The sequence below is a fragment of the Paenarthrobacter sp. R1 genome (assembly GCF_030264015.1).
Taxonomy (GTDB): Bacteria; Actinomycetota; Actinomycetes; order Actinomycetales; family Micrococcaceae; genus Arthrobacter; species Arthrobacter ureafaciens.
This window is the reverse complement of sequence record NZ_CP127115.1, coordinates 2038336-2054521: the sequence shown is the minus strand read 5'-3', so window position 1 is coordinate 2054521 and position 16186 is coordinate 2038336. Positions and strand designations below refer to the sequence as shown.

The window sequence follows — 16186 nt, the reverse complement described above, 5'->3', positions numbered from 1 at the left end:
CAGGCTGAGTGCATTGTCGGCGACCCGCAGCGCGGTCCTGCCTCGGCCGAAGACCTCGTCGGCCGGTAAACAATCCTTCTGGACCTGCAGCTCCGTCCTTTTAGGATGAGCAAGTAAGTAAACTCAGGCAAGATTGATGTCTCTGGGACCGCCCACGGTCGCCGTGCCGGCGGGATTCCTGCCTTGTTCAGCCGCCGGTTCTGACGTTGTCCAAACCGGCGTGTTCGTGGGTGGTGTGTTCGGTTTCGGTGGGGCGGCCTTCGAGGTAGGCGATGATTGCGCGGGTGAAGTCGGGAAGATCGACCGGGGTCCTGGAGGTGATGACGTTCCCGTCCACGACAACAGCGTCATCGACCCAGGTGCCGCCGGCGTTTTCCACGTCGTCCTTGATCGGCAGGTAGCCGGTGGCGTTCTTGCCCTTGAGCACGCCGGCGGAGACCAGAACCCATCCGCCGTGGCAGATGGCGGTGACGAGTTTGCCTGCCTCATTCATGTCCCGGACGAGGCCGATCATTTCAGGGTGAAGGCGCATGTTGTCCGGGGCGAAGCCGCCCGGGACGACAACGGCGTCGAAGTCGGAGGCGCTGACGTCGGCCGCAGCCGCGTCGACCTCCATCGGGTAGTGCTCCTTGCTGTGGTAACTGTTCTTCGTGCCGCTGCCAATGACGCGCACGTCCGCTCCGGCTTCCTGCAGGCGGAGCAGCGGGTACCAGCCCTCCAGGATCTGGTACTCATCCTCGATCAACAGGGCAATCTTTGATCCATGCAAACTCATGGGTGACTCACTTTCTCATTGTGGTGGTAAGCCCGGCGGGATGCCGGGCTGCGTCTGACGAATCTGTGGGACTGCCGCCCCACGGGCTTGCTGCTCCTGTCCTGAAGCCACGCGGTTGGCAGGCTTGTGGAGCCCAGTCGTGGCTGTGGTATGCGGCCTCGCCCGGGGCTATCTCTTCACAGCTTGCAGCTCATCGTGTGATTCGACGGCCACGGGGTCAGAAGGCTGGGCAGGGCCGGCCCTTTTCCTCCGGTTTTTGAATATTCCGCGGATTCGCTGCCTGAGGCTGAGCCCTGCGCCGGATGTGAAGTAAACGGCGACGAGAATCAGCGCTCCCTTGATCAGGAGCTGGCCTTGGACAGGCATGCTGATCAGGTCCAGGATGTTGGAGATCGTTCCGATGAGCAATCCGCCGAAGACAGCCGCGAGCGGTGTGCTCGTCCCGCCGAAGAGGGAAGCGCCGCCAACGACCGCCGCCGCAATGGAGTTCAATGCCAGGTCACTTCCTAACAGCGAGTTGCCCTCGTGCAACTGGGCGGCCAACATCAAACCGGCGAGGCCGGCCAGTAAACCTGACAGCAGGTAGGCCGTTATTATGTCCCTGTTGACGGGCAGCCCGGAGAGGCGTGCTGCCTGGGGGTTGCCGCCCAATGCGTATAGTCTCCGGCCGAAAATGCTCCACCTCATGAGCGCGGCAGCGGCCAAGGCCACGACCACGAAGATGATCACCTCCGAGCGGAACGGTCCTACCGTGCCGGCGAAGATGGCGACGAAGTCCTTGTTATTGATGGGCACGAGAGTTCCATTTTGAACGAGGAACGCGATGCCTTGCACGACGCTGGTCATGCCCAGGGTTGCGATGAACGGTGTGATCCTTCCGTAGACTACGAGCAGTCCGTTGACCATCCCTACGGCGGAACTGACGGCAATCGAGATGCCGATAACAGCCGCCACGGGGAGGCCATCACGGAGGAGCACGGCGGTCATCACCGTCGTCAGGGCTGTTGTTGCGCCTACGGACAGGTCGATCCCGGCTGTCACAATGACGAGAAACTGGCCGACGGCGACCACCGATAGTACCGCGATCGTGAGGACGATACTGCTGATGTTGCGGCTGGTCAGGAAGTAAGGGGAGATAGCGGATCCTGCAATCAGGATCGCGGCGACCGCCATCAGGAGAACGCCCCTGCTTTTCACGACTCCGAGGAAGATTGTAAAGACGTCTTCTATAGTGCGTGGACCTTTTCCCACTGTTTCTTCTGCTTTAATCATAAAATTGACTCCATTGTCATCACTGTTAAGGGCTTCAGGCAGACGGACATCGGTGAGATGGCCGCTAGCGGAGCAACGACATCACCTGGTTGAGGTCAGTTTCGTGCTGGTCAAACTCAGCCACGACGGCTCCGCTTCCCATGACGTAGATTCTGTGGCACATGAGCGCCTCTTCAATTTCGGAACTGAAGACGATGACTGCCCCACCGGTGGCGAGGAACTCGTTGATTTCCTTATAGATGTCTTCCCGGGCAGCCACATCAATTCCGCGGGTCGGCTCGCTCAGCAACAGGACTTTCGCTTCTGCCGTGAGCCACTTGCCCACGACGACTTTTTGCTGATTGCCGCCGCTCAAGCGTCCTACCTGCTGGCCGCTGCCCTGGCACTTTACTTTCAGAGTCTTGATGGCCTCGTCGGCTATCCGTTTCTCCAGTTTCCGTTTTACCCAGCCGCGGGGTGCGATCTTCCGGAGATTGGCCATTGAGAAGTTCTCACTCAGGTCCATACTGAGGACCAGGCCCTGGGTTTTCCGGTCATCAGGCACCCACCCGACGCCGGCAGCGATGAGCGTCCGAGGATGCACCGCCCGCAACCGCTTTCCGTCGACGTAAATGTGGCCGGAGGAGAATTTCCGGTCACCGAATAGGCAGGCGGCAAGTTCAGCCTGTCCGCTGCCCACCAATCCGGTCACAGCGATGGACTCGCCTGGCCTGACCCTGAGCGTTATATCGTCGAGCAGCTCCTGGTCGGTGAGATTTCGGACCTCAAATGCGGGGGGAGCGTCCTCCGGGTAGCGTTCGCGCCCCACTTGCGCAAAATTCCACTTCCTCGACGGTTCGAGCGGAGACTCAAGTACCGGTTCCTGTCTTGGCTGGAGAGCGCCGACTGGATCTGTGCCTAGCATCTTCCGCACGGCCTCCTGACGAGGCAGGAAGGCAGTCTTCTCTGTCATCACCTGCTTGCCGTCACGGAGAACCATGATGTGGTCGCAGATTTCGTACATCTCGTCGATGCGATGCGAAATGTAGATGATCCCTGTTCCCTCCTGCTTAAGTTTGCGGAGGAGTTCAAACAGTTTGGTCACATCGGGTGCGGGAAGGGTTGCTGTCGGTTCGTCCAGCAGCAGTATTTTGGCTTTCTGCCTCAGCGCCTTAGCGATGAGGACCACCTGCTTTTGCGCCGCGGTCAATTGGTCAGCCGGCGCCCGGACATCGAGATCAAAACCCAGGGCCTTAATGGCCTGTGAGGCTTCCTGGTAGAGGGCTCGACGATCCAGGACCGTTCCTTTTCGGGGCAGGTCTGACAGGCAGAGGTTCTCGGCCACGCTCATCTGAGGGACGAGAATGATTTCCTGGTGAATGGTGGCTATCCCGGCGATTTGGGCCTCGTGGGTGGAACGGAAATCCGCAGGAGCGCCGTCCAGAGATATAAGGCCTTGTGAGGGCTTTTCAACCCCTGAAATGATTTTGATCAGCGTCGACTTCCCTGCTCCGTTCTGTCCCAGGAGTCCGACTGCTTCTCCGGCGTGGATATCAAGATCGATGTTCGTCAGTACCTGAACGTCCGCATAATTTTTGGATATCCCCCGTAGGGTCAACGCGGGCGTGCGCAGTCCGGTTGCTTCTTGCATGTTCCTCCTTTCCTCACTGAGCTGTCACGATTCGGTCTGACGTCTGGTTCAGTAGTCCGAATCGCTTTTGTAGTAGGAGGAGGCGTTTTCGTGTGTGATGAGGGTAGGTTTTACGAATATCTTGTTGCCGGGGCATGCTGTGTTCTTGTCCTCACCTTTAAGTGCCTTGTCCAGCATCTGTGCAGCGATGGTTCCCTGTTGAGCGGGGAGGTTCGCGACAGTAGCGATGACCGGGGAGTTCGGATCCTCCTTCATCTGCTTGACCACCTTCATCTGCCCGTCATAGCTGGCAATCGCGACTTTGCCCTCGCCCCACATGTTCACTGATGTCAGGGCCTGCTGGACGCCCGGCAGCATGGAATCCGTGCCGACGAACATGCCCTGCAGGTCGGGGTTTCCTGTGGCGACGGATCTGACCGGCGCAACGGCCGTATCGGCAGCCCATTTCCCATAGACATTCTCGAGGTATTGGACTGGGGGAGCGCCTGCGACGGAGGCGTAGCCAGCCTTAAAACCGGCCTCGCGGTTAGCAGAGTTGGTGTCCCCGGCGAAGCCGAGGACCAGAAGAATCTTGACGGGCTTGGTTGCTCCCTGTTTGGCCTTCAGAGTCCGGGCCATCTCCGCGCCAACCAGGCCTGCGTTAACCTTTTCGTCTTCCGTTACATAGCAGTAGCTGTCCGCCAGCAGTTCGGGTTTGACTCCCGCGTTGACCAGAACAAAGGGAATCTTTTCATCCTTTAGTCGGGAAAAATTGCTTGAGAGTGCCTGCGGGTCGGTGGGATTGATGATCAGGCCGGCAACGCCCTTGGTGATGAAGTTCGACAGTTGCGAATTCTGGGTGACCGGGTCTCCGCCGCCACTGACTACTTCCAGGTCATGCCCCAGTTTTTTGGCTTCGTCGGTGGCGCCCTTGGCGTTCACCTCATACCATCCGTTGCCGAAGTTTCCTTGGGCGAAGCCGATCTTTGTCGCCCCGGCCGCCCCGGCAGGCGCGGTACCGCCTCCTGCGCAGGCGGTTGTCAGCAGGATCGGAATCGTGAGTAGGGCGATTTTTGTGCTCAGACGGTTAGCGCTTCTTGTTCGGACAGACATTCTGACTCCTTTGTCATGTGTGATCATCCCGAGACAGGGATTTGCTTGGAGCCCTGCAGCAGGGCCATGTCGGGGACAGCGGACCTGCTGCAGGGGCTGGTAGTTTCCGGGTCAGAACCCCGGTGCGTCCGCGTTGCTGGGGGTCTTGCGCTGCCCGACGATTTCTGGGAAGCGGCGCTTTATGTATTCTGCGGCGCGTACGGCGACGGCCTGGAGCGTGCTGGTGGGGTTGACTGCAGCGCCGGTTGTCAGGGAGCTGGCGTCGGTGATGAACAGATTGGGTACGTCCCAGGTCTGGTTCCACTTGTTTGTAACGGAATCTTCCGGAGTGTTGCCCATGCGGCAGGTGCCCATAATGTGCCAGCCCGGGGGAGGGCCGTCCACTCCTCCGATTCCGGTACTGGCGCTGTCGATGACGGTGCCGGCCGCCTGAGCCGCTTCATGGGCGCGGGCGCGTCCCCATTCGATCAGTTTCCGGTCGTTGTCGTGGAGGTCATAGTGGACTTGAGGAACCGGGAGTCCGGATGAGTCGACGACGTCGTTGTCGAGTGTCACGCGGTTCGTGGCGACAGGCAGGTCTTCTCCCTGGACGTAGACGAGCGCGTGCCGGGCAAAGTGATTGTTGAAGAATTCCCTGTGGTTTTCGCCCCATGGGGCCATGTTGCCTGTGTTGGTTCCCAGTGCACTGTTGGCCGGTCCCAGAGCGGTTCCGACTTGCAGGGAAAAGCCGTTGACGAAGCCGCGATCGGTGTTCGTGTTGTAGAACTCCTGAGAATACGAAACTGCAGGTTCCGGTCCTTTGAAGCCGTCGAGGGGCTCGTCGAACCAGAAATCTTCGAAGGACCAGCTGTGGAACATCAGGTGCCGTCCGACCATGCCGTTACTATTCGCCAGACCGTCGGGGTGGCCGGCTTGCGCCGACATGAGAAGCAGCCGGGGGGTGCCGATGGCGTTGGCAGCCATGACGACGATCTTTGCCTTCACCTCATGGCGTTCTCCGGTGACGCGGTCGATGTAGGTCGCCCCGGTTGCCTTGCCGTCTTTTACGTTGACCCGCTCGACGCGGGCGTTGGCGCGCAGGTCCACGCCGTTGCGGATGGCTTGGGGCCAGTAGGTGACATCGGTGGATGCGATGGACCCGCGAGGGCAGCCCCCGAGGCAGAATCCGCAATCGTTACACGCAAGCCGGGTGTCTTTTTCCCTTGTCAGGATGGCGTTGTCGGCGGGCCACCAATGCCAACCCAGTTTGTCGAATCCGGCCCCCATCTTGTTGCCGATTTTCCCGCCCTTGCTGGCGGGCCCCCACCCTTCGGGCCGGGGAGGGTTGCCGGGGTCGCCGGTTCGGCGGGCGACCCCGATCTCGGCGTCGTTGATGGCGTAGAAGGGCTCAAGGTCCTCGTAGCTGATGGGCCAATCAATAGTGCCTTCAACTCCATGCTCGGTGCCTTTGCGGAAGTCAACGGGCTTGAAACGCGGCCAGGCTCCGGCGTAGTGCAGTGTCGACCCGCCTACACCGTTCATCATCATCGGTGCCGCGTTTCCTGTGGTCGGGTAGTCTTCCGGAAATTTCCGGACGTTTGAATGCCAGTCCCAGGAACGGACCCGTTCCAGCTCCCATGAGTCGTACATGTGCGGATGATCCAAGGGGTGCAGCCAGTCGCCCTGCTCAAGGCAGATTACCTTGATGCCGTCATCACTTAGGCGCTTACTGACAGCAGCACCGCCTGCACCGGCGCCGATCACCAACACATCGGTTTCATTGCTTCTCTTCATGCTCAAACCTGGCTTTCCTGGAACTGCGTTGCTTTTGCCTTCAGTAGATCCGCCGGTACCTCCACCGGACGTACGTCTTCGGTTCGGGTGTAGGTGCCTCGGACGCGGCTAAGCAGCTGTTCATCCCAGTCATCCATGGTGTCCGAATAGCCAAACGGCTGCGGGGAGTTCCTCAGGTCCTTGCCCGCTTTCAGATTCGCGTTGATCGCCGTGATGACGGCGGGACGAGAGTAGTAGGCGTAGTACGTCAGATCTCGGATCCTCGCAAAAAAGAACTCCTCTGTCTTCTCCAGTGTCTGGAGCGTCTCCACCTGAGCCGCCGGTGAGGACTGAACGAATTCCTCACCGAGAGTGTCAAGGCGTGCCTGGAACTCCGATTCTCCAATGAAGGGAAACCACTTCGGTTCCTGGCCTTCGGGCGCGATATAGCGGCGGAAGAAGGAAACAACGTCGACCTCGCTTGGCGCCGGAAATCCTTCCCCTCCGGGTATGAGTCGGTCAACCACAGCGTTCAGGACGGAGATCTGAGTTGGGGTGAGGGAGATCCCCGGAAGCCAGCCTCCAATAGGTGGTTTCTCCGCCCGGAAGCGTGAACGCGGATCGCGGTCAGCACTCGGCGGTCGGTTGGTGTTCAAGATGATATCCATGGGTGTTGCATCCTTTCTCGGGTAGAAATCGCCAAACGCAGACCGGCGGCCAGGCACTCACTTCAAGCGCGCGCAGCAAGCACATCCAAGTTGCGCTGACTTGGTCCAAGGCTTTCGCCAAACAACAGCTAGGTGGTCTCGAAAGGGCCCTTCTCTGGGGATGCCAGCCCTTGGGAAGGAGAGCACATCGTTGTCCCCCCTCTAAACAAGGTTTGCATCGGCAGTGGTCCGGCTACCCTGTGACCGATGTCACCGGGTGATCAGGTGGTCTGACTATCTCATGAGTATTTTTCTCACGTCAAGGGATGGCCAAAACAATCTTTCGCCTCGAGTTCTCGCCGGGCCGACAGGCAACCCGACGTCAAATCGCTGAGGACAGTCGGCGCCTACAACCACGATGCCGGTATCAGCCAATGCATGACATCTACTCCGGCCAGCCGGCACCCGTTTGATGCACGATTCTCTCATCCAGTTGCGACTCGTTCGCAACGCCGATAATGGAGACTCCGTCAAGCTAGGTAGTCGTTCCACCCAGGCTTCTTGCAACTATTTCCAGAGCGCCGAGCCTGCCCATTGCGGGGGAGCACCAACATGCGAGATAGGTAGCAGCTTTACATCGGGATATGTGCGTAGAACCGCCGGGAGAAGTTGTCGCCGTCCGACGTCAAGGGTCCGAAGCATGTGCTGGATGAGCGTCAGTTGCCCGAAGGTCCGGTTCATCTCTTGGCGGGCTTTATCAACTTCAGGTAAGTGGCCCACGGCTGGAAGCTTTGGCTTGATCGCGTGGACTTTGTTGAAGAGTCTGCCGTGATGAGCGCAAATGTTCCGCACTACGTTGAGCGACTTCATCCATGACTCTAACTGCGGGGCCGTCAGGCCGAACTTGTCAGCAATGTCGTTTTGAATGTGTCGCGGCGAGAAACCATACAAGTAAGTGAGGGCTCCCCAGTCGAGGACTTCTACCGCCGCCCAAACTGGAAGAGTCCCGGCATACTTCGCCTGGTGATGCTTTACGAAGTCCTCCTTCGAATCAGCAAGACTCTTTTTGTAGCGCTTAATCCACGTCGCGTATGAGCCGCCTTGGCTCGCACGTGGGCCCAGAACTTTCGGCTCCAGATGGGCGCATTCGTGCAGTGTGCCGAGGGCGTGGCCGATCAGTGCCCTCAACGCAAGCTCGATAGGGGCCAGGGAGGCGAAGGTTGCTGTCCGGAGGCTTGCATCGAAGGTGTAAAGCCTTACGACGTCCTGGAAAGTAGTGCCAGCGTAGAAAGTGTCTTCACGGCCGGAGGTTCCCTGCCGCCTAAAGGCGTACCAGTATCCGCTAAGACGGTAGTAGTTGATGTGCTGGAGTTCTTGGATCGCTGCGTCTCGATCCCCGATGTCCATGCCCCGGGAGGCTAGGAGGTCAACCTGCTCGTCGTAAGTCTTGTAGGCCTTGACGGGTGTCGGCAACTGAGCCCCCCTGCCCAGAGAAAGTGAAGACCGGCCCTGGACCTACCGAAGTAGGCGGAACCGGTCGTAGTGGTAATAGTCTAGCTAATTTTCGTTCGTGGCTCCAGTTGGGGAGGTGCATTGCCCCTCGCTATCGTTGTGGCCAAAGCACGGAGTTCCGACCCCATCATCCGTTGGCAGTGGAGGCATGCCTGTAAGGGCTTCGGGTGCCCTAGGGGAGATGCAGAAAGGTCAATCCCCTACGTGTCAGGCTGGAACGGTACCAAGGGCTCATAGCAAGTCCGTTTGATCGCGTGGGGCGAGAACCAGGAATCCAGTCATCATGTCCAGTCCGGTTTTGAATGCAGTACGCGAAGATAGTGCTGTGAGTAGGAGTAGTAGTAGTTCTGGACCCCGGGCGGGTGGTCCGCGTTCCCGCCGGTCTTTCACGGCGGCGCAGAAGCTGGAGTTTTTGGCCGCGTACGAGAGCGCGTGCGAGAACAGTGAGGGTGGTGCGTTCCTGCGCCGGGAAGGCCTGTACTCCTCGCAGATGACCGAGTGGCGGCGGCTGCGTGACGCCGGTTCCCTGGCCGGGAAGGAACCCGGGGAATCGATCGGGAACCTGACGGCGGACCAGGCCGAGAACGCGCGTTTGCGCCGCCAGTTGGAGGTGAGCGAGAGCCGGCTGAAGAAGACCGAGGCAGCCCTGGAACTGATGGGAAAACTACAGGCGTTCTTAGAGAGCGCCTCAGAGGATATGCCGGACGAGCCCCGGTCCAGGAAACGCTGATGGCCGTCTACCGGTCGATGCTGGAACTGAAGATCCCCTCACGCCGGGCCGCGTCCTTGACGGGCGTTTCCCGGACGACCGCGAACCGCAAACCGGCCCCGCCGCGGGACCATGCGCCGGTGGTGCCGAAGAACAAGCTCAGCGCCGCCGAGCGCGCCAGGATTCTGTCGGCATTGAACTCACCGGAGTTCGTGGACCTGGCACCAATGCAGGTCTACACGAAGCTGCTGGACCAGGGAATCTACCTGGGATCGCTATCGACGTTTTACCGGGTGCTGGAGGAAAACAAACAGGTCAAAGAACGCCGCCGGCTGGCCAAACATCCGCCCCGGACAGTGCCTGAACTGGTGGCCACGGCCCCGGGCCAGGTGTTCACGTGGGACATCACCAAACTCGCCGGCCCGGTCAAGGGCAAGTACTTCGACTGCTACATGATGGTCGACATCCACTCCAGATTCATCGTCGGCGCGCACGTGCACGGCACCGAGTCCGGGGTGCTGGCGGTGGAAATGATGAAGGGAATCTTCGGGATCCACGGCATCCCCCAGGTCGTGCACGCAGACCGGGGAACGTCCATGACGTCCAAGACTGTGGCCGCGCTGCTCTCGGACCTGGAGGTCACCCGGTCCCATTCCAGGCCCCGGGTGTCGAATGACAACCCCTACAGCGAGGCGCTGTTCAAGACCCTGAAACACGGTCCGGAATTCCCCGAACGCTTCGCCTCGGTCCACGACGCCCGGGCATTCATCAGCGGCTTCGTGGACTGGTACAACCATCACCACCAACACTCCGGAATCGGCTTCCACACACCCGCGAACGTCCACTACGGCCACGCCGCCGACGTCGCCAAAGACCGCTCGGCAACGCTCGCTGCAGCCCGCGCGAAACACCCCGAACGCTTCACTACCAGCACCGACCCCAAAATCCTCGCCCTCCCAGGACCAGCGTGGATCAACCAACCCAAGGAAACCACCGAACAGTTAGCCGCCTAACTCCCGCTGGTACCGTTCAGCTTGAAAAATTCCGATCACGCCGGGCTGATGACTTTTGGCGAGTTTGAGGTGTTTGCCGCGTACTTGGGTCAACATTCCGAGCTGTCTCGGTGCCTCCATGGCAAAAGGGCACCCCATCTTTGTCACGACGCGTCCTTACGCTGTCCGCATTTCAAGCACTAGAGCCAGAATGAGGTCGATTTCCGTCTTACTGACACTTGCTCGTGGTGGTCTCAGATCCAGCCTGACAAGTCTGAGGGGATCAAGCCGGGGGGGAGCAGCTCGAGAATTCTCCAAAAAAGTCCAAGGAATCTGGGCTTGATGAGATCAGGTATCAGGAAGGCGGCGATGCAACCTGTGACGACCCGGCGGCCGCGTGAAACGACACCGGAACTCCGCCGCGACATGTGAATACTCCCTTGTCGAGGCGTCCTGACGTCAGGTTGGGGTGTGCCCGAATTGCACGGACCTTTCCAGGACTAAGTTAGGCAGAAGGGCCTGCCACGCTGAACCTCGAGTTGGCTCGGCTATAGGCCGTCGTATAGGGAGGACCAAGGGAAGGAGTTGGACCATCGCCGCAGTGCCAACACTGTTTGAAGTCATCTCTCGCGTTCCTGCCGAGACCTTCGCAGATCCGCGATGGTTGGTCATCAGCTCCTGCTCAGGGCAGTCACTTGCACGGCGGTCGTGGAAGCTCACGTGGGCAGGCTCCAGCCGCTTTATGAAGTAGACCCGGCGAAATCCATCTTCGATGTCTCGGTGTGTCTCTTGATAGCCGCGGCGCCGGTAAAAGGTCAGGTTTTCGAGCATCGCCTCGTTCGTGTAGAGGCGGAGTTCATCACGCCCTGCGCGACGGGCGAGCTGCTCGGCTTCGATGAGCAAAGCTGATCCCAAACCCAGGCCCTGAACATCAGGGGATACGGCGAGGTTATGAATATGGAGTGCAGGGTCCTCCAAACGGGTGATAAGCATGCCGACCAACTGGTCATCGCTCCAGGAAGGAGGGCGTCCCCGGAGGCAGCAATCGCAGCATAATCGAATGTCATCGGAGCGGGTTCCTTCCCGATCCGCTCAACGTAGATTGCGTACGCCCTGCGGGCGAGGTCACGCATGAAAGAGCTGTCAGAGGCACTTGCAGCCGCCAGTTTTATCCCTAATTTTCGGAGCATCTTGGAAGTGGGCATAGCCAGTGCGGGCCCCAGCCTAGCCTTTTCTTTCTGTGACGGAGCGACCGCACCAGGCTGACCAGACAGCTAGCCGTTAGCTCGCCTGGACGGCGGCGTCTACTCCCCCATTGGAGTGTGCAGTGGCGGGGAGATAGGCAGCGACATGATGGGTCAGGGCATGCTCGGCCAGCTCAGGATCGCCAGCCTCGAGGGCGTTAACAATTGGTCGATGTGATTCGGCTGCGTCATCTAATGGGATGTCACTGGAGGCCATTGCCAAGATCGTCATGACCTCGATTCCCAGGGCGTTCCAGGCGCGCAGCAGAGAGGCGTTTTCGGCCGCCCGTACGACGGATCGGTGGAACGTGGTACTGGCCGCAGCGAAAACCCTGCGGTCACCCCCTTCCGCTGCTTCCTTCATAGCCTCAAAGCCTCCACGGATCTCATCAGCGTGATTGTGGTAGTTATTGGCGGCTAAGCGGCCAGCTATGCCTTCAAGGGCAGAACGGATGGGCACCGCCTCAACCAAGTCCTTTTCGGCTAGTTGTCGTACACGGGTGCCGACGTGGATACGGGATTCGAGCAGGCCAAGGGCTGCGAGTTCACGAAACGCCTCACGCACCGGCGTCTGACTTGTTCCGAGCTGTGCCGCTATTTCCATCTCACGAACGGGGGCGCCCAAAGGTAGCCTTCCCTGCGCAATTTCCATGACGATGAAGTCTCGCACTTGGCTGGTAACGGTCGTTCTCGTCAGCCGCTTAGAGGTGGCGTCCATGGTTCCTCGGCCTTTCTTGGAGCGCCCGGAAGGCAAGCACGAGCTTTCTGGTCTCGCCGGGCTTTGCACTCACCCTACGCGGGGCAAGGAGAAAAAGAAAGTTTTAGGCATTATCGATAATGCTTGACTTGAGGGTGATCGCGGTCATACAGTTGCTGCTCGAACAGGCCGCCGAGACGATGCGGCTTTCCGCTTCGGCGGGCGTCACAACGAAGTGAGATGAGGCTTTCGTGTTAGCACTTGAAGTACGGGGAGTGAGCAAATCATTCTTCGGATTCCCGGTACTGACCGGCGTAGACCTTGAGATAAGGCCGGGAGAGGTGCACGGGCTCGTAGGAGAGAACGGCGCCGGGAAATCTACATTGATGAAGATTCTTGCGGGAGTCTACACAAGGGACGAGGGCAAGGTTGTTCTCGGTGGCAAGGATGTTATGTTCAGCCATCCTGTGCAGGCTCAGCTGGCAGGCATTTCCACGGTATTCCAGGAATTCAACCTGTTGCCGGACCGGTCCGTAGCCGAAAATATCTATCTCGGCCGCGAACCGCGTGTGCGAGGTTTCATCTCGCAACGAAAGATGAACGCAGCGACTGTAGAGCTTTTTTCATCCCTTGGAGTTGACTCCATTAACCCGGCAGCGCATGTGCGGACACTATCTGTGGCGCAGCAACAGCTCGTGGAAATCGCCAAGGCCCTAAGCTTTGACGCCCGGGTCATCTCCATGGACGAGCCAACCGCTGCGCTTGCGGATCACGAAGTGGAGCTCCTGTACAGCATCATTGAAAACCTCAAGAAGCGCGGCGTTGCCGTTCTCTACGTATCCCACAGATTGCGGGAAATTTTTAAGCTTTGTGACCGCATCACGGTTCTCAAGGATGGCGCCCTTGTAGCCACGAAGCCGGCAGAAGAACTCAACGAGCAGGAACTGGTCCGGCTTATGGTCGGGCGCCCCCTGTCCTCGTTCTTCCCGCCCAAGACCGAAGGAACAGTAGTTGGAGACACAGCGCTCTCCCTTCAAAACGCCGGGAACCATGTAGTAAACAACGTGACGCTGGAACTCCGTCGCGGGGAAATCCTGGGAATAGCCGGACTGCAAGGGTCAGGCCGCACAGAAGTCTTGGATGCTATCTCCGGATCGGCACCATTCACCCGCGGCGAGATACACGTCAATGGGGCACCCACGACCATCAAAACAACCCGCCAAGCAATTCGAGCCGGGATTGCTCACGTCACGGAGGACAGGAAAGCTACGGGACTTCTCCTGAATCAATCAGTCATTGATAATGCTCTGACAGTAATCCGAGCCTGCTATCCCAAACGCACTTCAACTGCCCGTCAGGCTGCAACCGACCTGTTTCTGGAGCTGCAACTCTCAGCACGGGGACCGGATCAGGAGATCAGGTACCTTTCCGGCGGCAATCAACAAAAAGTGATTCTCACCAAGTGGCTGCTTATGGAACCACGAATCGTCCTTCTCGATGAGCCAACCAGAGGGATTGATGTTGGTGCGAAGTTTGCCCTGTACGTCCTAATGCGACGTTTGGCTGCCGCCGGACACGCCATCCTCATGGTTTCCAGCGAATTGCCTGAACTCATCGGGATGGCCGACAGAGTTCTCGTTATGCGTGACGGGGAACTGGTCTCCGAGCTTCCTGCCGGGGCCAGCGAAGAAAGCATTTTGCAGGCAGCGGCCGGCATAACTGACACGACGGTGGCAGCATGAACGCTCACACATTCAAGTCCACTTTGATCAACACCCTCCGGTCCAATACAGGTTCGGTATATCTGGTCTGGATCCTCGTCATCTGCTGCGGTGCGATTCTCACTGGGCTCTCCGGCCGCAGCTTTTTTACCGAAGGGAACATTACCGACCTTCTGACCAGCACCACCGTCCTTGGCCTGGTTGTCGTCGGACAGACCCTCGTCATTCTCCTTGGAAGCCTTGATCTGTCCGTTCCATTCGTGCTCAGCCTTTCCAGCGTCCTGGCCGCAGGAGTCATGGCAGGACGATCAGAAAACTTTACTGCCGGTATCGTCACAGCGATTTTGGTATCCCTCGCCATTGGACTCATCAACGGCCTGCTCGTCGGTCTGGTCAAGATCAATGGCTTTATCGCCACGCTCGGTACAGGTCTTGTGGTTTCGGGATACCTCTTCACTAACTACCGCGGAAGCACTGGCAAAGCATCCCCTGAACTTGCCGCCATCGGGTCAGCCTCCTGGGGAGTGGTGCCATGGACGACAGTTGCCATGGTCCTATGCCTGGTGGCCACAGCCCTGTTTCTGAACAGGACCCGGACAGGGCTCCACATTTACGCCGTGGGCGGGGATCCCGCCGTCACAAGGATGTCGGGAATCAGGGAATCGTTACCCGCAATCGTGGCTCACTCCCTTTCCGGACTCTTCGCGGGCCTCGCCGGACTGGTCATCGTCGCGCGTCTGGGCGTCGGCAGCCCCGAGGTCGGCACCCAGGGTGGTTATGACCTGCTCTCAATTGCGGCCGTCGTGGTGGGCGGAGCAGTCCTAGCCGGCGGAAAAGGGTCCATTTGGGGCTCGCTCGGCGGCATCCTCATCTTCGCGACCATCGACAGCCTGCTGGGAATCATGGAAGTCAACCCCTACCTGAAGGAAGTAGTCAGGGGCCTCATCATCATCATCGCTGTCGCCGTCTATGCGAAAAGAACCCAGCTCAAACGATCCGCGCGCTTCGACTCACTGCGGACGAAATCAGCCAGTTCAATGAAGGAGGGAAGCATCCGATGACCACAATCAGGTATTCCGCCCAAAGGCAGCCCCTGTTTTCACGAACCCTGCATTCCTTCGCCACACCTGGTGGAGCGATTTACTTGCTCCTCCTCGCCCTCCTTATCATCCTGACCTTCTACAATCCATCCCTCGCAGAGCCGGACCAGATGACCCGGTTCATTGGGAGGTCAGTACCAATCGCGGTCGTGGCAATTGGCCAGTACTTCGTCATCGTCGCAGGGGAATTCGACCTGTCAATGGGCGCCGTCATCTCGGCTCAGGTCGTTCTTGCCGGAAATCTGATTGGCCAGGAGCCATCCCGCATCCCGCAGGTTATGGTCCTCATGATGGTACTGGGAACCGTTGTAGGCCTCGTCAACGGCGTACTGACCTCTCTGCTCAAGGTACCCAGTTTCATCACAACGCTCGGAACGGCGCTGGTCCTGTCCGGGCTGACTTTCTACTTCACCGGGGGCGCTCCCAGCGGAAACCCGGCCGATGCATTCCGCGCCATTGGCCGCGGCGGACTGCAAAATGTCCCCCTTATAGGATTCGTGCCCTACTCCGTTCTGGTTCTGCTCTTCGTAGCTATAGGCGCGGCCTGGCTCATGAAAAAACCGTTCGGACGAATGCTGATTGCAGTTGGTGACAATCCTGCGACAACAGCCCTTGCTGGCGCCAGCCCCTGGTGGATCCGTACTAAAGCCTTCATCCTTTCATCCACGGCAGCCACCGTGGCAGCAGTTCTCATGGTCGGCTACGCCGGTGTCAGTCCGGTTGTCGGACAGGGCTATGAGTTCACGGCAATCACGGCCGTCGTCCTCGGCGGCGTCGCCCTGGGAGGTGGACGCGGCGCAGTCCTGTCCGCGGTAGCAGGGGCTTACGTCCTGGAAACCCTTGTCAGCATTCTCAACTTTGCCGGCGTCCAATCGACGTGGCGCCCTTCAGTTCAAGGCGCAATTATCATCCTCGCTCTCGGCATCCCACTGCTGCGCATGAAGCGCCCAGCATGGCTGACGAAAAGGCCGGTAAACCGCAACACCCCGGATGACCAGTAACAAATAACAACAACCCCCTGGCCACAGCAGGCCACTTCGAAA

General features: G+C 59.1%; 13 protein-coding genes. 4 read left to right on the top strand and 9 right to left on the bottom strand.

The genetic code is table 11. The features are described 5' to 3' along the window. Positions 1 to 187 precede the first annotated feature (187 nt). From QN084_RS09930 to QN084_RS09900, 7 genes are all read right to left on the bottom strand, one after another. Positions 188 to 775 carry a type 1 glutamine amidotransferase domain-containing protein gene (locus tag QN084_RS09930; RefSeq protein ID WP_182264018.1) on the bottom strand — a complete coding sequence of 196 codons (588 nt, stop codon included), beginning with the start codon at positions 773 to 775 and terminating at the stop codon, positions 188 to 190. 168 nt (positions 776 to 943) lie between these two features. Continuing rightward, positions 944 to 1972: an ABC transporter permease gene (locus tag QN084_RS09925; protein WP_168529802.1), complete on the bottom strand. Its 1029-nt coding sequence runs from the start codon at positions 1970 to 1972 to the stop codon at positions 944 to 946. Between the two features lie 139 nt (positions 1973 to 2111). Next, a complete protein-coding gene (locus QN084_RS09920; protein ID WP_069696263.1) occupies positions 2112 to 3677 on the bottom strand; it encodes a sugar ABC transporter ATP-binding protein in 1566 nt (521 codons plus the stop codon). A gap of 48 nt (positions 3678 to 3725) precedes the next feature. Beyond that, positions 3726 to 4769: a sugar ABC transporter substrate-binding protein gene (locus QN084_RS09915; protein WP_069696264.1), complete on the bottom strand. Its 1044-nt coding sequence runs from the start codon at positions 4767 to 4769 to the stop codon at positions 3726 to 3728. Positions 4770 to 4880: 111 nt separating this feature from the next. Continuing rightward, on the bottom strand, positions 4881 to 6542 hold the full coding sequence (locus tag QN084_RS09910; RefSeq protein ID WP_069696265.1) for a GMC family oxidoreductase: 1662 nt from the start codon (positions 6540 to 6542) through the stop codon (positions 4881 to 4883). Between the two features lie 2 nt (positions 6543 to 6544). Beyond that, positions 6545 to 7189 carry a gluconate 2-dehydrogenase subunit 3 family protein gene (locus QN084_RS09905; protein WP_069696266.1) on the bottom strand — a complete coding sequence of 215 codons (645 nt, stop codon included), beginning with the start codon at positions 7187 to 7189 and terminating at the stop codon, positions 6545 to 6547. Positions 7190 to 7735: 546 nt separating this feature from the next. Beyond that, positions 7736 to 8641 carry an Abi family protein gene (locus QN084_RS09900; protein ID WP_069696267.1) on the bottom strand — a complete coding sequence of 302 codons (906 nt, stop codon included), beginning with the start codon at positions 8639 to 8641 and terminating at the stop codon, positions 7736 to 7738. A 322-nt stretch (positions 8642 to 8963) separates the two neighbouring features. Here QN084_RS09900 and QN084_RS09895 point away from each other — a divergent pair. Continuing rightward, positions 8964 to 10402, top strand: a protein-coding gene (locus tag QN084_RS09895) for an IS3 family transposase (RefSeq protein ID WP_374978454.1) whose coding sequence is annotated in 2 segments (ribosomal slippage) — positions 8964 to 9345 and positions 9345 to 10402 — 1440 coding nt in all. Because the reading frame shifts where the segments join, the coding sequence is not laid out codon by codon here. A 438-nt stretch (positions 10403 to 10840) separates the two neighbouring features. On the opposite strand, the gene QN084_RS24040 is transcribed toward QN084_RS09895, so the two are convergent. After that, on the bottom strand, positions 10841 to 11374 hold the full coding sequence (locus QN084_RS24040; protein WP_069696270.1) for a GNAT family N-acetyltransferase: 534 nt from the start codon (positions 11372 to 11374) through the stop codon (positions 10841 to 10843). A 288-nt stretch (positions 11375 to 11662) separates the two neighbouring features. Next, positions 11663 to 12343 (bottom strand): GntR family transcriptional regulator, encoded by a 681-nt coding sequence (locus QN084_RS09885; protein WP_069696271.1) that lies wholly within the window; start codon positions 12341 to 12343, stop codon positions 11663 to 11665. Positions 12344 to 12597: 254 nt separating this feature from the next. Between QN084_RS09885 and QN084_RS09880 the strand changes: the two genes are divergently transcribed. The 3 genes from QN084_RS09880 to QN084_RS09870 are packed head-to-tail and all read left to right on the top strand — an operon-like array spanning position 12598 to position 16144. Next, positions 12598 to 14064: a sugar ABC transporter ATP-binding protein gene (locus QN084_RS09880; protein WP_225740075.1), complete on the top strand. Its 1467-nt coding sequence runs from the start codon at positions 12598 to 12600 to the stop codon at positions 14062 to 14064. Next, the gene (locus QN084_RS09875) at positions 14061 to 15104 is read left to right on the top strand and encodes an ABC transporter permease (protein ID WP_021474686.1); all 1044 of its coding nucleotides are present in this window, start codon (positions 14061 to 14063) and stop codon (positions 15102 to 15104) included. The genes QN084_RS09880 and QN084_RS09875 overlap by 4 nt, the downstream gene beginning before the upstream one ends. After that, positions 15101 to 16144 carry an ABC transporter permease gene (locus QN084_RS09870; RefSeq protein WP_021474687.1) on the top strand — a complete coding sequence of 348 codons (1044 nt, stop codon included), beginning with the start codon at positions 15101 to 15103 and terminating at the stop codon, positions 16142 to 16144. The genes QN084_RS09875 and QN084_RS09870 overlap by 4 nt, the downstream gene beginning before the upstream one ends. Positions 16145 to 16186 lie beyond the last annotated feature (42 nt).

Bases quoted from the DNA above. Each gene is read 5' to 3' on its own strand.
- QN084_RS09930 (WP_182264018.1), bottom strand. From the start codon at position 775: ATGAGTTTGCATGGATCAAAGATTGCCCTGTTGATCGAGGATGAGTAC.
- QN084_RS09920 (WP_069696263.1), bottom strand. From the start codon at position 3,677: ATGCAAGAAGCAACCGGACTGCGCACGCCCGCGTTGACCCTACGGGGG.
- QN084_RS09915 (WP_069696264.1), bottom strand. From the start codon at position 4,769: ATGTCTGTCCGAACAAGAAGCGCTAACCGTCTGAGCACAAAAATCGCC.
- QN084_RS09910 (WP_069696265.1), bottom strand. From the start codon at position 6,542: ATGAAGAGAAGCAATGAAACCGATGTGTTGGTGATCGGCGCCGGTGCA.
- QN084_RS09905 (WP_069696266.1), bottom strand. From the start codon at position 7,189: ATGGATATCATCTTGAACACCAACCGACCGCCGAGTGCTGACCGCGAT.
- QN084_RS24040 (WP_069696270.1), bottom strand. From the start codon at position 11,374: ATGCTTATCACCCGTTTGGAGGACCCTGCACTCCATATTCATAACCTC.
- QN084_RS09885 (WP_069696271.1), bottom strand. From the start codon at position 12,343: ATGGACGCCACCTCTAAGCGGCTGACGAGAACGACCGTTACCAGCCAA.
- QN084_RS09875 (WP_021474686.1), top strand. From the start codon at position 14,061: ATGAACGCTCACACATTCAAGTCCACTTTGATCAACACCCTCCGGTCC.
- QN084_RS09870 (WP_021474687.1), top strand. From the start codon at position 15,101: ATGACCACAATCAGGTATTCCGCCCAAAGGCAGCCCCTGTTTTCACGA.